This window comes from Aliidiomarina taiwanensis (assembly GCF_003987015.1).
GTDB lineage: Bacteria > Pseudomonadota > Gammaproteobacteria > Enterobacterales > Alteromonadaceae > Aliidiomarina > Aliidiomarina taiwanensis.
Genome location: NZ_PIPQ01000002.1, coordinates 216420 through 234302, shown reverse-complemented (window position 1 = coordinate 234302; position 17883 = coordinate 216420). Strand labels below are relative to the sequence as shown.

14 protein-coding genes are annotated in these 17883 nt (G+C 50.9%); 5 read left to right on the top strand and 9 right to left on the bottom strand.

Annotated features, from left to right (window positions below; translation table 11 throughout):
• Positions 1-58: 58 nt before the first annotated feature.
• A complete protein-coding gene (gene yjgA, locus CWE15_RS05415) occupies positions 59-571 on the top strand; it encodes a ribosome biogenesis factor YjgA (RefSeq protein WP_157980717.1) in 513 nt (170 codons plus the stop codon).
• Here the strand turns inward: yjgA and tldD are convergent.
• The 9 genes from tldD to CWE15_RS05370 form a co-directional block, all read right to left on the bottom strand.
• The gene (gene tldD / locus CWE15_RS05410; RefSeq protein WP_126757062.1) at positions 568-2031 is read right to left on the bottom strand and encodes a metalloprotease TldD; all 1464 of its coding nucleotides are present in this window, start codon (positions 2029-2031) and stop codon (positions 568-570) included. The two genes, yjgA and tldD, sit on opposite strands and share 4 nt — an antisense overlap.
• Positions 2024-2848, bottom strand: a complete 825-nt coding sequence (locus CWE15_RS05405; RefSeq protein WP_126757061.1) for a carbon-nitrogen hydrolase family protein — start codon at positions 2846-2848, stop codon at positions 2024-2026. The genes tldD and CWE15_RS05405 overlap by 8 nt, the downstream gene beginning before the upstream one ends.
• Positions 2835-6770 (bottom strand): YhdP family protein, encoded by a 3936-nt coding sequence (locus tag CWE15_RS05400; RefSeq protein WP_126757060.1) that lies wholly within the window; start codon positions 6768-6770, stop codon positions 2835-2837. Before CWE15_RS05400 ends, CWE15_RS05405 begins: the two co-directional genes overlap by 14 nt.
• Entirely contained in the window at positions 6770-8224 is a 1455-nt protein-coding gene (rng, locus tag CWE15_RS05395) for a ribonuclease G (protein ID WP_126757059.1), read from the bottom strand. The genes CWE15_RS05400 and rng overlap by 1 nt, the downstream gene beginning before the upstream one ends.
• Before the next feature lie 20 nt (positions 8225-8244).
• Positions 8245-8829, bottom strand: a complete 585-nt coding sequence (locus tag CWE15_RS05390) for a Maf family protein (RefSeq protein WP_126757058.1) — start codon at positions 8827-8829, stop codon at positions 8245-8247.
• Complete coding sequence (mreD, locus tag CWE15_RS05385) at positions 8826-9320, bottom strand: rod shape-determining protein MreD (RefSeq protein WP_126757057.1); 495 nt, start codon at positions 9318-9320, stop codon at positions 8826-8828. Before mreD ends, CWE15_RS05390 begins: the two co-directional genes overlap by 4 nt.
• Complete coding sequence (gene mreC, locus CWE15_RS05380; RefSeq protein WP_126757056.1) at positions 9310-10209, bottom strand: rod shape-determining protein MreC; 900 nt, start codon at positions 10207-10209, stop codon at positions 9310-9312. The genes mreD and mreC overlap by 11 nt, the downstream gene beginning before the upstream one ends.
• Before the next feature lie 3 nt (positions 10210-10212).
• Positions 10213-11256 (bottom strand): rod shape-determining protein, encoded by a 1044-nt coding sequence (locus CWE15_RS05375; protein ID WP_126757055.1) that lies wholly within the window; start codon positions 11254-11256, stop codon positions 10213-10215.
• A 134-nt stretch (positions 11257-11390) separates the two neighbouring features.
• Entirely contained in the window at positions 11391-11885 is a 495-nt protein-coding gene (locus tag CWE15_RS05370) for a prepilin-type N-terminal cleavage/methylation domain-containing protein (RefSeq protein ID WP_126757054.1), read from the bottom strand.
• 153 nt (positions 11886-12038) lie between these two features.
• Between CWE15_RS05370 and CWE15_RS05365 the strand changes: the two genes are divergently transcribed.
• From CWE15_RS05365 to CWE15_RS05350, 4 genes are read left to right on the top strand one after another with little or no spacing between them, the layout of a single operon-like run.
• Positions 12039-12569 carry a type II secretion system protein gene (locus tag CWE15_RS05365; RefSeq protein WP_126757053.1) on the top strand — a complete coding sequence of 177 codons (531 nt, stop codon included), beginning with the start codon at positions 12039-12041 and terminating at the stop codon, positions 12567-12569.
• Entirely contained in the window at positions 12569-13414 is an 846-nt protein-coding gene (locus CWE15_RS05360; RefSeq protein ID WP_126757052.1) for a PilW family protein, read from the top strand. The genes CWE15_RS05365 and CWE15_RS05360 overlap by 1 nt, the downstream gene beginning before the upstream one ends.
• Entirely contained in the window at positions 13404-13847 is a 444-nt protein-coding gene (locus CWE15_RS05355; RefSeq protein WP_126757051.1) for a pilus assembly PilX N-terminal domain-containing protein, read from the top strand. Before CWE15_RS05360 ends, CWE15_RS05355 begins: the two co-directional genes overlap by 11 nt.
• Positions 13837-17883, top strand: a complete 4047-nt coding sequence (locus CWE15_RS05350) for a DUF6701 domain-containing protein (protein ID WP_126757050.1) — start codon at positions 13837-13839, stop codon at positions 17881-17883. Before CWE15_RS05355 ends, CWE15_RS05350 begins: the two co-directional genes overlap by 11 nt.

Genomic DNA, 17883 nt, shown 5'->3' with positions numbered 1-17883 from the left:
TTCCTGATAAACTATGTAGCATTCATACCCAATTGCTGCACGAATGACGGAAAATTATATGTCTGAAGACAAAACTCTAATGGATGACGATTTGCGCCCAAGTAAGTCGGAGCGAAAACGTGAAGTGCTTGCCCTAACCGACTTAGGTCGGCAGTTGGTGGACATGTCGCCACACGAGTTGGCCGGCTTACCCATTTCAAGCTCCTTAATGGAAGCCATTAAGCTTGCCCAACGGGTACGCAACAAGCACGCTGCGTTTAAGCGCCAAATTCAATACATTGGCAAACTCATTCGCTCCAGCGACGCCCAAGCTATTCTCGACGCCATGGACGCACGCCAGCAAGCGTACTTGGTAGAACAAAAGCATTTCCATGCGCTCGAGCAGTGGCGCGACCGGCTTATTAGCGAAGGCGACGCCGCTTTACACGACGTGCTAGAGCAATGGCCCCATATCGACCGCCAGCACCTTCGCCAGCTTATTCGCACGGCGCAAAAGCAAGCTGAAACCAACAAGCCACCTACTGCCGCGCGCGAGTTATTCAAGTACCTTCGCGAGGTCTCTCAAGCCTAGTCGGTACCACCCACTGTCATACCATCTATCTTCAATGTCGGTTGGCCCACGCCAACCGGCACACTTTGCCCATTCTTACCACACACGCCTATGCCCTTATCAAGCGCTAAGTCGTTACCCACCATAGACACTTGCGACATGGCTTCTGGGCCATTACCAATCAAGGTTGCCCCCTTAATCGGTGTGGTTATTTTGCCGTCTTCAATTAAATACGCTTCCGAAGCACTAAACACAAACTTACCCGAGGTAATGTCTACCTGACCGCCCGAAAACTGCGGGGCATAAATACCCTGCTTGACGCTGCTAATAATTTCTTCGCGATCATAGTCACCCCCAAGCATGTAAGTGTTGGTCATGCGTGGCATCGGTAAGTGTGCGTAAGACTCTCGGCGGCCGTTTCCGGTCGCCGCAACGCCCATAAGGCGCGCGTTCATTTTGTCTTGCATATAGCCCACTAAGCGCCCGTCTTCTATTAATACGTTGTGGCCACTCGGTGTGCCTTCGTCGTCGACACTCAAGGAGCCTCGGCGGTTGGCTAAGGTGCCATCGTCTACTATGGTGCAGCCTTTTGCGGCCACCTGCTCACCAATACGGCCGGAATAGGCAGACGCGCCTTTGCGGTTAAAGTCCCCTTCTAAACCATGCCCTACCGCTTCATGCAGTAGGACACCCGGCCAGCCGGCCCCTAGTACCACAGGCATGGTGCCCGCCGGCGCTGGTTGTGCCTCAAGCATCACTAATGCTTGGCGCACAGCTTCTTCCACCATGGCCACATAACGCGGCTTACCGTCGCCTTCTGTTAGTAAAAAGTACTCATAGTCGACGCGGCCACCCCCGCCGGCACTGCCGCGCTCGCGGCGACCGTTTTGTTCAACCAGCACAGTGCAGTTCAAGCGTACCAAGGGTCGCACATCGCTCGCGAGGGTGCCGTCCGTTGCCGCCACCAGCATGTGTTCCCATACGCCGGTCAAACTAACAGACACCTCACACACACGCGGATCAAGCTTACGTGCTTGTTTGTCCATACGTTGTAGCAGGTCTATTTTCTGGGCTTCTGCCAGGCTTTGTAGCGGGTTCTCCGACAAATATAGGGGCGAAAACTCCGTATTGGTGAGCACCTTCACTTGGCGCTCTTGGCCTGCTTCCGTAATGCCGCGCGCAGCTGCCACGGCGTCGCTAAGGGACTGGTTTGAAATCGTGTCCGCATAGGCAAACCCCGTTTTCTCACCGGTAATAGCACGCACGCCAAGGCCGGCTTCAATGGAGAAGCTACCCCCTTTCACAATACTGTCTTCAAGCGACCAGGTTTCATGCACACTGTTCTGCAAGAAAATATCCGCAAAGTCTAAACTCCCCGAATACATGGACTGCAAGCCCCGCTGCAAGCCTGCTATGTCTAAGCCATGGGGTGTCAGTAGCGTCTCGGCTACTTGCTCTTCTATGTGCTGTTGTTCATTCATGTATAAACCGTACCTCAAATCGATTGTGCGCTAATACTGGCATATTTGCCCGCACTGCCTCTAATGCTTTCATATCTAGGGTCGCCGAGGCAATACCCTCCCCGCTGCTTTGCTGCGCAACGACCACGCCCCAGGGGTCGACAATCATGGAGTGTCCCCAGGTTTCTCGGCCATCGGCATGCTCACCCCATTGGTTTGGCGCCAGCATATACACTTGGTTTTCAATCGCCCGCGCACGAATCAGAATATCCCAATGGGCCTTGCCTGTGACCTTGGTAAACGCAGAAGGTAAACTAATTAACTCAGCACCTTCAGTACGTAGCTGCCTGAATAACTCAGGAAAGCGCACATCATAACAAATTGCCATACCTAAACGACCAAAAGGCGTGTCTACCACACGCACCTGCGAACCAGGTTGTGTATATCTAGACTCCCGGTACTGCTTGGTGTTATCTGCAACTGCCGCATCGAATAAGTGCAACTTGTCATAGCGCGCGCATTGCGCCCCTTGCGCATTAAATAGCAGTGATGCAGCCGCATACCGAGTGCCCGACAAAATAGGTAAGGTTCCTGCTAACACCCACACATTATGTTGCTTCGCTAGGGCTGACAAATACTCTTGCACGGGACCTTGCCCCAAGGGCTCGGCGTGTTGGCGTATATTCGCTTCACCCGCACCGAAACATGAAAACGCTTCCGGAAGTAACACCAACTGGGGCCGTGCTGCTGGAAGCTGTGCAAACAAGGCTTCCACTTTGGCTTTGTTTTCTGCCCAGGTGGCGCCTGAATTCATTTGCAACACACTAACCGTTGCCATGCTCTTGCTCCTCATCCATTGTCTCGGGAAGGCCTTGCGTTTCATCTGGCTCAGGTTGCTCTAATGTTTCTTCTAATTTACGCAACTCTTCTTCTGGCAATTCCACGTTTTTCGCGTCCCGCTTCACTTCTGTAACCACAGGAGCACTGACTGTACCCGACACCTGATACTCCAAGCGTGAAATAACCTTGGCTTCATGCAGTACCCGGTCGATCACCAAGGCGGCTAAACCACTGGGCGGGTTAATCATCCAAGCCAATAACACGGGTAAACTCGAGGTGACTTTCGGCGTAAACGAGAGCTGGTAGTCCAGCGCTTCGGTCACCAAGTCTGTGGTGCCGGCTACGGTTAAGTCCCCTGCTGCGCCTATCATTTCTGTGTCTGAGGTGCTGACAGTGCCCTGGTGAATATCGAGGGTGCCACCAAAGCTGGAATAGAACATGCCGCGAGCGAATATGTCACGAAAATCCAAAGTTAACTTACGCAAAATGCTTTCTAAGCTTAGAACCGAAAGAAGCCGAGCACCACCGTCATTCACGTCCCGTAGGTACCCAGCCCCAAGTGTGTAAGTTAGGTTACCGTTCAGGGTTTCGCGGTTTAGTTCAACTAAGCTGCCACTCCAGCCTAGGCTCCCTTTCACGTTCACAGCCGAGTCTTGCACCACAGAATTTGTGCCCCATCCTAATAGCAGAGCACTAATATTGCTGGTATTAAATTCCCCTTCAATGTGGCTTGCAACCCGCTCATTCTGCACCGTCCAGCCCCCTTTTAGGTCCAAGCGCGTGCCCGACTTCAGCAGCCGTAAATGGCGCAGTTGCTCGCCCTCAAACCTACCATCTAAGCCAAAGGTAACGCGACCTAGGTCTTTACCATCGTAGCGACAAATACGGCAGGTCATTTCAATGGCGGGTATGCGCGCCAACCAATTGCTTTCCACCAAGCCCCGCTCAGGTACTATTGGCTTCTCCTCGTTTGCAGCATCATCCTGCTCGCTGGTAAAGGCTGAAAGCTCAAGGAAGTCCGCATTCACTCGAATGGCGTCGCTGTGCTCTGCATAGTCCAGCGTCATACGGGTTTCGTCTGCATTGAGCTGACCAAACCAATGACTATCTTGCTTCGTTAAATCCACATCCACCGTATGAAAACGCTGAGTCCACGCATTTAAGGTCGCAATATCCGCTGTAAACTGACTGCTTTCAGGTAAGTAACTCAACAGGCTCGTGCTCGGTGTGTCCGCTGCGGGTAGTGCCTCTACCGTTTCTTCCCAACGATTGAAAAGGGTCAGCCACTGGGCTATATCCACTTGTTCGCTTTTTACATGCAGAGCTAACCCTTGCTCCGGCAAAGGTTTCTCCGGCACTGGGCCTACTCGCACTTGAGCCGCATGGAACCCCTTTTCACCCAAGGTTAAACGCCCTTCAAGGCTAACTACATTTTCAATGCCCGTGGTTAAACGCAAACCTTCGTTATCGCCTGCAAGCTGGGTTTGCCAAAACCAGATTTCCCCCGGCTGTTTATGAAATGGCTCTGGCAGTTTGCTTTCAACCCCGGTTAAGTTTGTGCGCATATCCCACAGGTAATCGAACCCAGTTTCCTTATGTAGGTTCATCTCAAATGTTGCCGTTGTGGCTATTTCTCCAGACATATGTTGCAACACAGGTGCGGCTGGGAACGCATCGGCAACTGCAGTCATGCCCCATTCGCCACGCACGTCTGCCGCCACCTGGTAGCCCTGTTCAGTTGGAGTCCCGGTTACTGCAAGTGTGAGCGGAATACCATGCCACTCAGCCGTTTCTGGCTGAAAGCTCAGGCCCCCATTACGAATGCGCAATAGTCCTGAAACGTTCTCCAAATCTGTATTGATAGCAGCAAAATGTATTCGTTGAGGCATCAAAGAAACACTGGCTTCTAGCTGCGTGTCGGCGCCATCAAAAAAGGGCACGGAAAGCTGAAACTGGCCACTGATGTCGCCATGGGCTACCACCTGCTCTAAAGCAGCGCCCACCGAGTCTTTTAACGAACTATGGGCAAATACCTGCTGCGCCGCCGCAGCATTGCCCGCTACTTCAGCGCTTACATGCATCCAACGCTCTGCTGAAAGGAGTTCTGGCAAGCGCACTTGCACATTGCGTGCCGCCACACCGCCAATACTTGCTTGCGCTGCATTAATACGTAAGGTCTCATTTTGATAGTAAACAACTGCCCGGTCCGCCTCTAGGGGTAGCCAGTCGGTTCGAAAACTAAAGTTCAGGTTGGTTAATGCCGCTTTTGCTTGGAAGACCCCTTCCCCCGCTTTGTAAGGAAAGTCCACTAAGCTTCCGCGCCAGACCATACTGAGTTCGTCAAGCACGCCTTCGTTAATTGCTTGTCGCAAGTATCCATTGAGTTTGTCCCCTAGCTGTAACGGCAAGTAAGCCAAAGCATTAAGGGCTGGCATATTGCGTGACGAGGTACCCACGGCCCATTCTACTGTCGGTGTTTTGCCCTCTCCGCCCGCTAAACGAAAGTCTTGAATTAAGTCGAACTGAGGTAAACTGATCCGTGCGTTAGGTATGCGTAAGCTCCAGCCACTGGCGTCTCGCTCCCAATAACCGCTCCACTCCAACCGGCTTAATTCTTGCGCCTGCTTGAAGGTACTTGGAAATAATAAAGACACATCCTCGCCTTTTATTTCAAAGCGGCCACGCTGGGCGTCGCTCCAAAACTCAAAGCTTAATCCGGAAACTCCTGGTATACCTCTATGGTGCTGCCAGGAAAGGTCGTTGGCTTGCACATAAAACTGCCACTCACGCTGTGGCGACAAGCGCACCTTAAAGGCTTCTATATGGCCTTGAGGCTGTAAACCCGACGACCACTGCCGAACTTCTTCACCGGGCGAACCAAATAAACTCCACACAGGCCCAAAGTTGCGTATTTCTAGCGTGTCGAGGTTCCATAGGTGCTGCCCGTCTTGGTATTCCCAAGCCACCGCAGCAATGGGCCACGCTTGTCCGTCAATCGTTACTTGCAAGGGTTCAGAGTTCATCAGCCAGCCCCCTTCTTGCGGGGTTAATAGCCAGGTGGTGGCGCTGGTGGAAAGGGTGTGCGTGTCCGTGCCTCGTTGCCACTCCAAGTGGTTTTTGTCGAAATGCACCTGCCCATGAATAAAGCGTGCATTTTCGAACTCAATCCAACCGCGCAAGTTAAATTCTGCTCGGACAATGTCGGCAGTTGAGGTGAGCTGGGCTATCCAAGGGGAAATATCAAGACGGCTGGCTTCAACGTATAAGTTGCCCGTTAGTGCGTGCTCACTTTTACTGTCAAATTCAGCTATAAAGTTTAAGTGGTTTGCGGTGACATCGGGCACACTAAAGCGGCCCGTGGCTTGCCGCATACCGCTGCGGTTTAGCCAGCGCAAGCCTTCAATATGTATGGTACGTTCACGGCCGTCTGCCGTGTGTAAATTTAAAGTACTATTGCGAACCTCAAAATGCTCTAACTGGTTTAGCAACAAGTTTTCCAGAGCGCGAATAATGGGCAGGTTTCCTGTTTGCCGCTTTTGGGCATATATGTCTACCACCACATCGTCTAATTCGAACTCTTCGAATACCAACTGGCGCGCTGCTAGGCTTTGCCAAAAACTAAGCACCACCTGCACTTCGCCCAGCTCTAGTTCAAAAGGCAGCGACTCGTCTGTCACCAACGCCATTTCTTCAAGCACCAAAGCGGGGCCAAAGTGAGTCCAGCGGGCATTCAGTGCGCCTATTGTGACCTCTTGGCCATAGTGTTCTTGAATAAAGAGCTCAATATCCGTGCGGTAATGGTCTAGGTAGGGCAGAGAAAGGCGCACAGCAGACAGTAGCAAGGCCGCCGTGACCAGAAGTATTGCCAATAGCAGCCACAGTTTGTTGACACAATAAGCCAAAGCACGCCATGCTTTCACTACATCATCACCACATCAAATTGCTCTTGGCTATATAAAGGTTCTACTTGCACCTTCACTTTTTTTCCCACAAACATTTCTAACTCAGCCAAGGCATGGGTTTCTTCATTTAGTAAGCGCTCAGCAACCGCCGACGAGGCATACACAATAAACTCGTCTGCGTCATACGCACGGTTTACGCGCACAATTTCGCGCATAATTTCGTAGCTCACAGTTTCGACGGTTTTAATAGAACCGCGGCCATGACACACCGGACATTCCGAGGCCAGCACATGCTCTAAGCTTTCACGGGTACGCTTCCGGGTAACCTCCACCAAGCCTAATGAGGTAAAGCCACTAATGGTGGTACGGGCTCTGTCTTTGTTAAGTGCTTGCTCTAAGCTATGCAACACGCGGCGGCGGTGGTCTTCGTTCTGCATATCAATAAAGTCGACAATAATAATGCCGCCCAAATTGCGCAGTCGTAACTGCCGTGCAATGGCCTGGGTTGCTTCAATATTGGTATTAAAAATAGTGTCGGCCAGGTTTCTGTGGCCCACAAACGCACCCGTATTAATGTCTATGGTGGTCATGGCTTCCGTTTGATCAATAATCAAACTGCCGCCCGACTTCAGCGTAACATGGCGGTTTAACGCCCGCTGTATTTCGTTTTCAACATCGAACAAGTCGAAAATGGGCCGCTCCCCATCATATACCTCAAGCTTGCTGACAAGCTCGGGAATAAACGACTCCACAAAGTCTGTTAGTTCTTGGAAAGCCAAGCGCGAGTCAATACGCACCCGCTCTACGGTAATACCCACCATGTCCCGTAATACCCGCGCAGCCAACCCTAAGTCTTCGTAAAGCACACCACCCTTGCTTTTCTTTTTGCGTCGTTCTTGAATTTTAGCCCACAGCCGACGTAAAAACTTGGCGTCTTCTGCTAGCTCTTCTTCCGTCACCTTTTCTGCTGCAGTGCGTACAATAAAACCCACGTCGTTGTCAGAATAGTCCGTGGCCAACGTACGCAGCCGATCGCGCTCTTCTTCGGTTTCAATTCGCTGCGACACGCCCACATGCTCCGAACGTGGCATAAGCACCAAGTAACGCGATGGAATAGAAATTTCAGTGGTTAAACGTGCACCTTTGGTACCGAGCGGGTCTTTTAGCACCTGCACCATAATGTATTGGCCTTGGCGCACAAGCTGGGTAATGTCTTTGGCGGGCGCACCTTCGTCGGCGCAGTCTTTTTGGAAAATGTCAGAGGCGTGTAGAAAAGCGGCTTTCTCTAAGCCAATATCAACAAAAGCAGCCTGCATGCCTGGCAGTACGCGGTTTACCTTTCCCACGTAGACATTGCCCACCAAGCCGCGGCGTGACTCTCGTTCAATGTGTATTTCTTGCAAAATACCGTTTTCTACAATAGCAACGCGCGTTTCACTTGGTGTTACGTTTACCAATACTTCTGCGGTCATTCCCACTCCTCATCTACAGCTTACATAGACGTTCTAAATCCAGCCTGATTTAGCAACGCTTCCGTTTCGCATAGGGGCAGCCCCACCACGCTGGTATAACTGCCCGAAATAGAGCGCACAAACCGTGCAGCAAGCCCTTGAATACCATAACCGCCCGCTTTGTCTGCAGGCTCGCCGGTTTGCCAGTACGCTGTTATATCAGACTGCGACAAAGGCCGAAAATTCACTTCTGTTACCACACAAGCATTCAGCACACGCTCGGTATTACGCAAGCATACAGCGGTCATCACTTGGTGCGTGGCCCCAGAAAGTCGCCCCATCATGCGTTCGAAGTCTGCTTTGTGCTGGGGTTTTTCTAATATGGCTTCGCCACTCACCACAATGGTGTCCGAGCCGAGCACCCAAACCTGCCCATTGTCCGCCGCAAACCGTTCTACTCCTGCGGTGGCTTTTTCATAGGCCAAGCGCTGCACATAATCCCCTGGCTTTTCAGCAGGCAAAGCCCGCTCTTCTATGCCTACAGGGCAGGCTTCGAAGTCTGCATAGAGGCTGGCTAGCAGCTCTTTGCGTCGGGGCGAAGCCGACGCCAATATTAAACGACTCATCGAATATGAAACCTGTGGCGAATTTTTCGTAGTATTAAATACAACCAAGGCCACACAAACGCCGAACTGAGTACTGGCCAAAAGTAGTTGCTCAGCAGTGTGGCATTGTTTAAGTAATGTTCAATAATAAAGGTAATGGCTCGCGCCAGGCCTACTAACACGCCAATAAGGCTCGACTGCTGCAAGAGTGAAAAGTGGCGCAAGCGCTGATAATGGCGGACCACAGGGTAAGCTACTAAAGAGTACGCAGCTGCGTGTATGCCCAGGGTGGTTCCTAGCAGAACATCCACAATGGCGCCCAAAATAAACGCAACGCCTATATTCACCCGGTGCGGCAAAGCCAACAACCAATAAAATAATACCAGCAGCTGCCAGTCAGGTCGCCAAGCGGCCATGCCTAAACTCATGGGCATTAACGACAGCACTAATCCAATCACTAGGGTGGCTAAAACCACCCCACGCTGCCCTAGACTAATAGGCTCAACTATCATTTTCACTGTCCTCGCCACGCATGCGCTCGCGCAGTTGTTGCACGGGGTTGTACACAGGTTGCTGCTCTGCGCTTGCTTGCCACACCAATAGGAGCATACGAATACGGTCTAAACTAGCCACAGGGCGGGCTGTTACCTGTGCAAAAGGGAGTGTCAAGTCGCGGTCAATGTCTTCAATCACCGCCACCGGGTAGCCTTCTGGAAAGACCCCTCCTAACCCTGAAGACAGCAACAAGTCACCTACCTCTAATTCTGTGGAATGAGGCACATGCATTACTTCCAGCGCATTTGTTTGACCAACCCCTTGCACCACCACGCGAATACCACTGCGCTCAGAGCGAGTCGGAATAGCATGGCTTTGATCGGAAATAAGCAAGACTCGGGCGGTGGTTAGGCCAACACTACTTATCTGCCCTACCACCCCATTTTCATCCAGCACTGGCTGACCAATGAACACGCCGTTCACTGTGCCTTTGTTCACCACCACTTCATGTAAAAACGAGTCGCCGTCAACAGCAATGACCTCGGTCACCATACGCAAACTGTCTTCACGAGCATCGGAGGCGAGTAACCGACGCAGTCGCTCGTTTTCCAGCTTTAAAAACTGATAGCGTTGCATTTCACCCTGCATATCCAGCATTTGCGTGCGCAGCTGGCTTAGCTCATGGCGCATTTGTCGCCGACTTTGCAGGTTTTCACTTAGTCGCGAAAAGGTTTGTTCCGGTAAGGTGGCAAGGTACTGAACTGGGCTTACAATGGAGTTCAGTACCATGCGCGTTGGCTGCATGACCGACAACCGGTGGTCTAGCACAATAAGAAAAAACGCCAGCAATAAAGCTAGCGTTAAGCGAAGCCGCAGTGAAACTGTACGAGCAAAAAGCGGTGTCACGGCTTAGTCTTCGCTAAACAGGTCACCGCCATGCTGGTCGATAAGCTCTAACGCTTTACCGCCACCGCGTGCAACACAGCTCAGTGGGTCGTCAGCAATAATCACTGGAATACCGGTTTCTTCCATCAACAAACGGTCGATATCTCGTAGCAAGGCGCCCCCGCCGGTCAGCACCATACCGCGCTCGGAAATGTCGGAGGCAAGTTCTGGCGGCGCTTTTTCAAGGGCGACCATCACAGCACTCACAATACCCATCAGCGGCTCTTGTAGCGCTTCTAAAATTTCCGTACTGGTTAGCGTGAAAGAACGTGGTACACCTTCGGCTAGGTTACGACCGCGCACTTCAATTTCAAGAATTTCGTCGCTGGCGTAGGCCGTGCCTATTTCTTGTTTAATTCGCTCGGCTGTTGCTTCACCAATCAGAGAGCCGTAGCGGCGACGGACATAGCTAATAATAGCTTCGTCGAACTTGTCACCACCAATGCGTACAGACGAAGAGTACACCACACCGTTTAGAGAGATAATACCAACTTCCGTGGTACCGCCACCAATATCCACCACCATTGAACCGGTAGCTTCCGAAACAGGCAGGTCGGCACCAATCGCTGCAGCCATGGGCTCTTCAATAAGTAACACGCGACGTGCACCAGCCCCTAACGCTGACTCACGAATAGCTCGGCGTTCAACTTGCGTTGCACCGTAAGGAATACACACCAGCACCATAGGGCTAGGGCGTAATAAATTATTTTCATGCACGGCTTTAATAAAGTGCTGCAGCATTTTTTCAGTCACATGAAAGTCAGCAATCACGCCGTCCTTCATGGGCCGGATGGCTTTAATATTGCCTGGCGTACGGCCTAGCATAAGCTTCGCTGCCTGCCCTACCGCTGCAATGCTTTTCATGCCACCAACACGGTCTTGCCGAATAGCAACCACGGAAGGCTCGTCAAGCACTATGCCTTTGTCTTTCACATAAATAATCGTATTTGCCGTACCGAGGTCAATCGATAGGTCATTCGAAAATACGCCACGCAGCTTCTTGAACATACGGAAGGGGTCCCATAAATTATTTTATCTTTAAAAACAGTTAACTTAACAACCACATGGTGTCGGAGCAAGCGGTTTTACTGTGGTGAACCTTAAAAGTATACCACTTACTAAGCGCACTCTGCCACCAGTACCTAACAGGCACCCGGGCGAATATAACCCTGCGATTGCACGCACACAGAACGGCTTTGAGCGCCCGAGTCAAAGGTGAGCTCGACTGCGCCGACACCACACAACCCCGTGGTGGCTGGCCCTGGGCAACCTTTACTATTAAAGGTAAAGCCAGTGTTTACTCCCACAATACTCGAGGTCACCGTTAAACTGGCGTCGCCTAAGGGAATCACACGGTCCGCTTCTGCCGTCAGCGACACCCCAGCAGGCGCCGACAAGGTTATGGCATTCGCATCGTAGGTAACGCCATAACAACAGCTCGCACCGTCTTGCATCGCTCGCTGCTGCTGCAACCGCAGCAGCCCCATAAGCCGCGCTTCCAGCGTCGCCAGTTCAGTACTCGGGTCGTTTGCCATAAAGCGTGGCACCGCCGTAACAGCCAGAATACTAATCACCACAATGACAATAATCAGCTCGACTAAGGTAAAACCGGCAGACTGTCTTTTGCTTCTTTTCATCTGATTACCCTAGCTTGTAACATACTGACAAATATAAGAGTCGCTCGCCATACCGTACAAGAATTAACCACACTTGCAATATGAATTTGTTCATTTCCATTGTATGCTTGTCATAGACAATGTTCATATTGAATACGGAATAGCACCATACCTATGCAGACACACAGCATAACACGAGAAAAAGGTTTTACGCTGGTCGAAATCATTATCGGCATTGTGACGCTGGGAATTGCACTTTCTTTACTTTCTACCCTGCTATTTCCACAGGCAAAGCGCAGTGTCGAGCCCCTCATTGAAATGCGCGCCGCCGAACTTGGCATTGCGCTGATGAATGAAATCACCAGCAAAAGCTTCGACGAAAACAGCGACCACAGTGGTGGGGCTGTTCGTTGTAACGAAATCAGTGCTCCACCCTGCTCCCTCGTGCTTGGGCCTGAAAGCGAGTCCCGCGACAACTATAACGACGTAGACGACTACCATGACCTGTCGAACATGACCAACAGCCTCGGCGATGACCTTAGTGCCCGTTATCCTGGGTACTCCTACAGCATTAGCCTGTGTTATAGCGATAACCAAGGCACGTGCGTAGCAGCCGGCACAAGCTTATTTAAGCGCGTGGATATTGCCGTAACAGCACCCACAGGCCAAGTTTATAACTACAGCGGGCTCAGGGGGAATTACTAATGGTCTCCACTCACCGCAGTCAAGGTTTTACCCTCGTTGAGCTTATTGTTGTCATTGTCCTGCTCGGTATTGTAGGCACCTTTAGCTTCAGCTATTTAGGCTTTGGCGCCAAAATATTTTCCGATGCCGTCGGCCGAGACCAGCTCATGAGCCAAAGTCGCTTTGCTGTAGAGCGTTTAAGCCGAGAGCTGCGCAATGCCCTGCCCCGTAGTGTTCGCGTGGATAGCAATGTCAATGGCAGCTGTATTGAACTGGTTCCCATTATTAGCAGCAGTAGTTATGTACAGTTACCGCAACCCGGGGCCTCGTCAGACAAATTCTTTGAAGGGGTAACCCCTATTGCCGAACCCGGCAGCGTCATGGTTGGCCAGTATTTATATGTGTACGCCACCAATGCAGCCATGGTCTATAACAGCAATTCGCCGCGCCGGAAGGTTATCGACACCATCACCCCCCACAGCAGCAATAGCAACCTGTCTGTTTTTTCCTTTGTGGGCAACCCGAAGTATTTTCCCAAAAGTAGTCCCGCACGCCGCTTCTTTATTACCGAGCAACCGGTGAGTTGGTGCGTTACTCCCGCAGGGGAATTACAACGCTTCAGCGACTATGGCTTCCATAATAACCAGCGTAGCTTAAGCCAGTTAGTCAGCCTAGGCGGGCCAATGGAAGTGATGGCCAAGCAGCTGAATAATAACCTAGCCGACTCTAGCCAGGCTCCTTTTACAGCTTCCGCTTCCACCTTACAGCGCAGTAGCTTAGTTCTACTCGACTTGCGTTTCGGCCGTGCCAATGACACCGAACCATTACGCATACAACACGAGGTGTTTGTTCCCAATGTGCCATAAGCAAAAGCAACAACAGGGCAGTGCCCTCATGGTCGCTATTTTTATTATCGTCGTGATGAGCGTGATCGGTGCTGCACTTGTGCGCGTACTTAACGACAGTGCCACCGCAGGCGTTACTGAAACCTATGGCGCCCGTGCTTACCACGCAGCCCAAAGCGGCATCGAAGTGTTTTTAACCGAACTTTTCCCGCACGACGCTCCCGTCGATAGCTGCCCCGCACGGGTTGGTCACATTAAAGACACCACTGCTTATCGTGTGTATACGTTTACGGCGCCGGCACTGGCCAACTGCACCACCACCATTCGCTGTGACCAAACCGACGTGACACCTTATGTTGGGCGGCATTTCCGCATTTTCAGTACCGGCCAATGCGCCATAGGCAACCAGCGCTTCACCCGCCAGCTACTCGTGGAGGCACGTGATGAGAGTTAAATTAAAGTGGGTTTTAGCCTTGGTGTTTTTGTTTGCAGGAGTGGCAGAGGCCGCAACTTATGCACTGCCAAATGGCCCATTACCTAATAACTGCTCTAGCAGCGGGCAAACCGTAACGTGCAGCAGCCTAAATTTAAACTGGGATGACAAGGTAATTATTCAAGGTAGCAGCCATGTCACTCTAAAAGTAAATAACGATGCAAAGTTCAGTAACGCAGAAGTGAACCTAGGTGGCGGCCCCAACAAGCTTTCAATAGAAGTTGGCAAAGACTTTATAAGCAATAGCGGTGTGGACATAGAAGCGAATATTGTCGTTTCAAATAAGTTTGAATTAGCCCATCAAGGTTCGCTGAAAGGAAGTGTCGAAGCGAAAGAAGTTTCTTTAGGTGGCGAAAGCAGCATACACGGCAGCGTAACGGTCCAGGAAAAGCTAACGGCTGGTAGTGGAGTCACCATCGTTGGTGACATCAATGCAGAAGAAATTAAAGTAGGCAGCGACTCGACTATTACAGGCGACATTGTCGTTAGTGATAAAACGGAGTTCGGATCGCGCAATATTATTCAAGGTGGTATTTCTGCAAAAGAAATCAAGGTAGGCAGCGACTCGGCTGTTACAGGCAACATTGCTGTTAGTCATAAGGCTGAGTTCGGCTCACGCAATATTGTTCAAGGTGACATCAGTGCGAAAGAAATTAAGGTAGGCAGTGACTCTTCAGTCACCGGTCATTTGGCGAGCGCAGAAAAAACCACCATTAACGCAAGCAGCCAGATCTCTGGCAATATTATTGCTAAAAAACTAGAGCTAAATAGTCACTCCACTATAAACGGTAACATATTTGTTTCTGGCGAAGTCGATATCAAAGCGCATAACACGATTGCGGGCAACATCATTGGCCACGATATAGACATTGGAAGTAACAGCAGTGTCGAAGGCGATATTGATGGTTATAAAGTCAAGCTTTCAAGCAGCTCTGTGGCAGTCACTGGGAATGTTACCGCAACCACTGAAATTGACATAGGCTCGGGAAGTAGCATCAGCGGCGACGCCACCGCCGATAAAATAAAAAATAATGGCGGCAACAATGACTCCGCAGTGGCTGGCGATATATATTGCAATAGTAGAACGAACTTTGCTCGTCAGTGCCAACCTTTATCAAGCTCAGGCTCGGCCCCTGGCGGCTCTGGCGCATTTGGTATTGCTAGCTGCTCGGCCGAGTTCAGCACCATGCTTGGCTACGGTGTGATAGGCGACGCCGACTTTGAATACGACGATAAAGCCAAAATAAATAATATTAATATTACCGGCAGCAATGGGAACACGCCAACACCACAAGGGGTTGTAGACACAGTTCCCACCACTTTTCCCGCCTTAAACCCGGCAACTTTTCCTGCTTTCAGTACTGGCTCAATAAATAAAACGAATGAGTCGAATATCCCGCCAGGTAGCTACAACAAAATAAAGTCAACCAACAATAGTACTTCAACCCAAGGCGGCACATATTTCATTGATGAAGTGGAAGTGGGTGAGAACGACAAACTCTACCTCGCTGCTGGAGAGTATTATATTAATACGCTTGAGCTGGACGAAAAAGCAAAGTTAACCCTCGGCTCGGGCGACTACTTTATAAAAACAGCAGATTTAGACGAAAACGCTGAAGTCATCATAGAGCCCGGTGCCACCGTGCGTCTTTATATTAAGGACGAATTCGAAACGGACGAAAATGTAAAAATAAATCATAGCAACGGCTCTGTTGCTAGCTTGAGCATTTTTCTCTACTCAGATGCAGAGCTCGAACTAGGTGAAAAGAGCAAGTTTACGGGATTTATCTATAGCCCCTTTAGCAACACAGATATCGAGCTTGACGAAAAAGTACATTATGAAGGCGGCATTATTAGCGCCGGCGAAGTCGAGTTTGATGAGAAAGTTAAAGTCACGTTTGACGAAGTAGACACCTACGAGCAAATACTGGAAGCCTCAGGCTGTAATATTGCTCCACCAGACCCCGAAGTACACCACTACCGCATTGTGTTGCCGCAACAAGAATTAGTCAGCTGTTATGCGGCGCCTGTGACAGTAAAGGCGTGTGCAAATGCCGATTGTTCTTCAGTGTATGCCAACACCGTTGAGGGCACACTGCAGTCTAATGTGGCAGCTGCCGTTTGGAATGGCACAAACTCAAACACTGCGGCTGTCACCTTTGCTACGGGCGAAAGCACCTATGGTTTAAGCTTAGTCCCAGGCGGAAGCACGACAGTTTCCTTAAACAACCTAGTGCCTTTAGCAGGCAACACAACCCAATGCGTGGACGCCTCGGGAACAGCCACCTCTTGCGATATATTATTTAAAACTGCTGGGCTATTAGTAAGCGCTGCTTCACCAACCGCCGGTGTGGATACGGCTGTCACTGTACGTGCAATAGAAACCAATACCACTACCGGGGCCTGCATGGCCCGTGCGACTGGCACACAAAGCGTGCGCTTGGGTATGGAGTGTAGCAACCCAGGCTCCTGCGCAGCAGGACAAAGCTTTACCGCGAATGGTCAACCGCTCAGCATGTATAACAACACGGGGAACGGTGATATTTTTGATGACAGCATAGCGAACACCAGTGTTGCGCTCAGTTTTGATAGTTCAGGTACGGCAACCTTTAATGCCAATTATACGGACGTGGGCCAAATTCGTATTCATGCCGCCCTCGACTTAGACGAAGCCCCTAATGCAGGCGAGCCAGGCATTGACGACCCTGACGTTACGCTTTCAGGCACAGGCTCTTACGTCGTGCGACCACACACACTGACTGTTCAGGGGCTAGACGATGACGGTAATCCAGTGGCTGCCACAACGGATACAGGCCACGGCTATAAAGCCGCTGGCGAGCCCTTCAAAGTGGCTATCCAATCGCTGAATGCAAATGGCGATATAACACCGAGCTTTGGCAAAGAATCAACACCTGCAAAAGGCTCTGTGGCTTTCGATTCGGTTGTATTTCCAAATGATGGCTATGGTGAACCTAGCGACCTGGATGTAGAAGACTTAAGCACCATTCCAGACCAAGATAATCCTGGTAGGCTTATTGGCGAAGGCGCTGTTTGGAATGAAGCTGGCACGGTAAACATAACCGCCGCATTGAAGGGTGGTAAGTACCTGGGAGTTGTTGATACCGCTATCAAGCCTGCTTCCACCGTCGGTCGTTTTTACCCGCACCACTTTATAGTTGCCAGCTCTGCGGTAACCAATAGTTGTGCCGCAAGTGTCGCAGAGTCTTTTAGTTATTTAGGGCAACCTGAAATAGGCATTGATTTCACCGTACATGCCGTGAATGCGAGCGGTGACTTGGTGCAAAACTATGGCCATGCAAACTATGCGGGCGTCGCTGCTATTAGCGCAGCCGCCGTCGACACCACCAATGGCTTACCTACCGGCCGATTGATAGCCGATGTCAGCGCAACTTGGGTTGACGGCGTTTATGAAGTTGCCCTAACTGATGCAGAAGTCACACGACGTGCCGACAATACCCCCGACGGGCCTTTTGGCGACACCCGCATTCAACTAACCATAAGTAATGCTGAAGACAACCCATTTACCGACGCGACTGAAGACCTTTCCGGTGTACTTAGCTTACGCTATGGCCGCATGGTGTTAGAAAACATCTACGGCCCAGAAGACGAAAACCTCAACGTCCTATTACGCTCCGAATACTGGGACGGTGCCTTTTTCGTGAAGAACTTAGCAGACAACTGCACGCCTATCAGCGCCAGTAATTTAGCTCCGGTCGGGGCGAGTAGTATCGTCTCAACACCAGCTAGCGCGCCCGGTGCCACACTCGTCAATGGCGACGTACAACCCGGCGATTTATATTGGCAAGCCCCCACTGCAGGCGATACCCCTGGCGAGTTTGAGTTTGAGTATCAAGCGCCCGGTTGGCTACTCTACGACTGGGGCTCTGGTGGAAACGAGAACCCCACCGCCACAGCCGGCTTTGGGGTGTACCGAGGAAACGACCGAATTATTTTCAGTTTAGAAAGGAATTTTTAA

Coding starts and splice junctions, on each gene's coding strand:
- yjgA (WP_157980717.1), top strand. CDS start 59: ATGTCTGAAGACAAAACTCTAATGGATGACGATTTGCGCCCAAGTAAG.
- tldD (WP_126757062.1), bottom strand. CDS start 2,031: ATGAATGAACAACAGCACATAGAAGAGCAAGTAGCCGAGACGCTACTG.
- CWE15_RS05405 (WP_126757061.1), bottom strand. CDS start 2,848: ATGGCAACGGTTAGTGTGTTGCAAATGAATTCAGGCGCCACCTGGGCA.
- rng (WP_126757059.1), bottom strand. CDS start 8,224: ATGACCGCAGAAGTATTGGTAAACGTAACACCAAGTGAAACGCGCGTT.
- CWE15_RS05390 (WP_126757058.1), bottom strand. CDS start 8,829: ATGAGTCGTTTAATATTGGCGTCGGCTTCGCCCCGACGCAAAGAGCTG.
- mreD (WP_126757057.1), bottom strand. CDS start 9,320: ATGATAGTTGAGCCTATTAGTCTAGGGCAGCGTGGGGTGGTTTTAGCC.
- CWE15_RS05375 (WP_126757055.1), bottom strand. CDS start 11,256: ATGTTCAAGAAGCTGCGTGGCGTATTTTCGAATGACCTATCGATTGAC.
- CWE15_RS05370 (WP_126757054.1), bottom strand. CDS start 11,885: ATGAAAAGAAGCAAAAGACAGTCTGCCGGTTTTACCTTAGTCGAGCTG.
- CWE15_RS05365 (WP_126757053.1), top strand. CDS start 12,039: ATGCAGACACACAGCATAACACGAGAAAAAGGTTTTACGCTGGTCGAA.
- CWE15_RS05360 (WP_126757052.1), top strand. CDS start 12,569: ATGGTCTCCACTCACCGCAGTCAAGGTTTTACCCTCGTTGAGCTTATT.
- CWE15_RS05355 (WP_126757051.1), top strand. CDS start 13,404: ATGTGCCATAAGCAAAAGCAACAACAGGGCAGTGCCCTCATGGTCGCT.
- CWE15_RS05350 (WP_126757050.1), top strand. CDS start 13,837: ATGAGAGTTAAATTAAAGTGGGTTTTAGCCTTGGTGTTTTTGTTTGCA.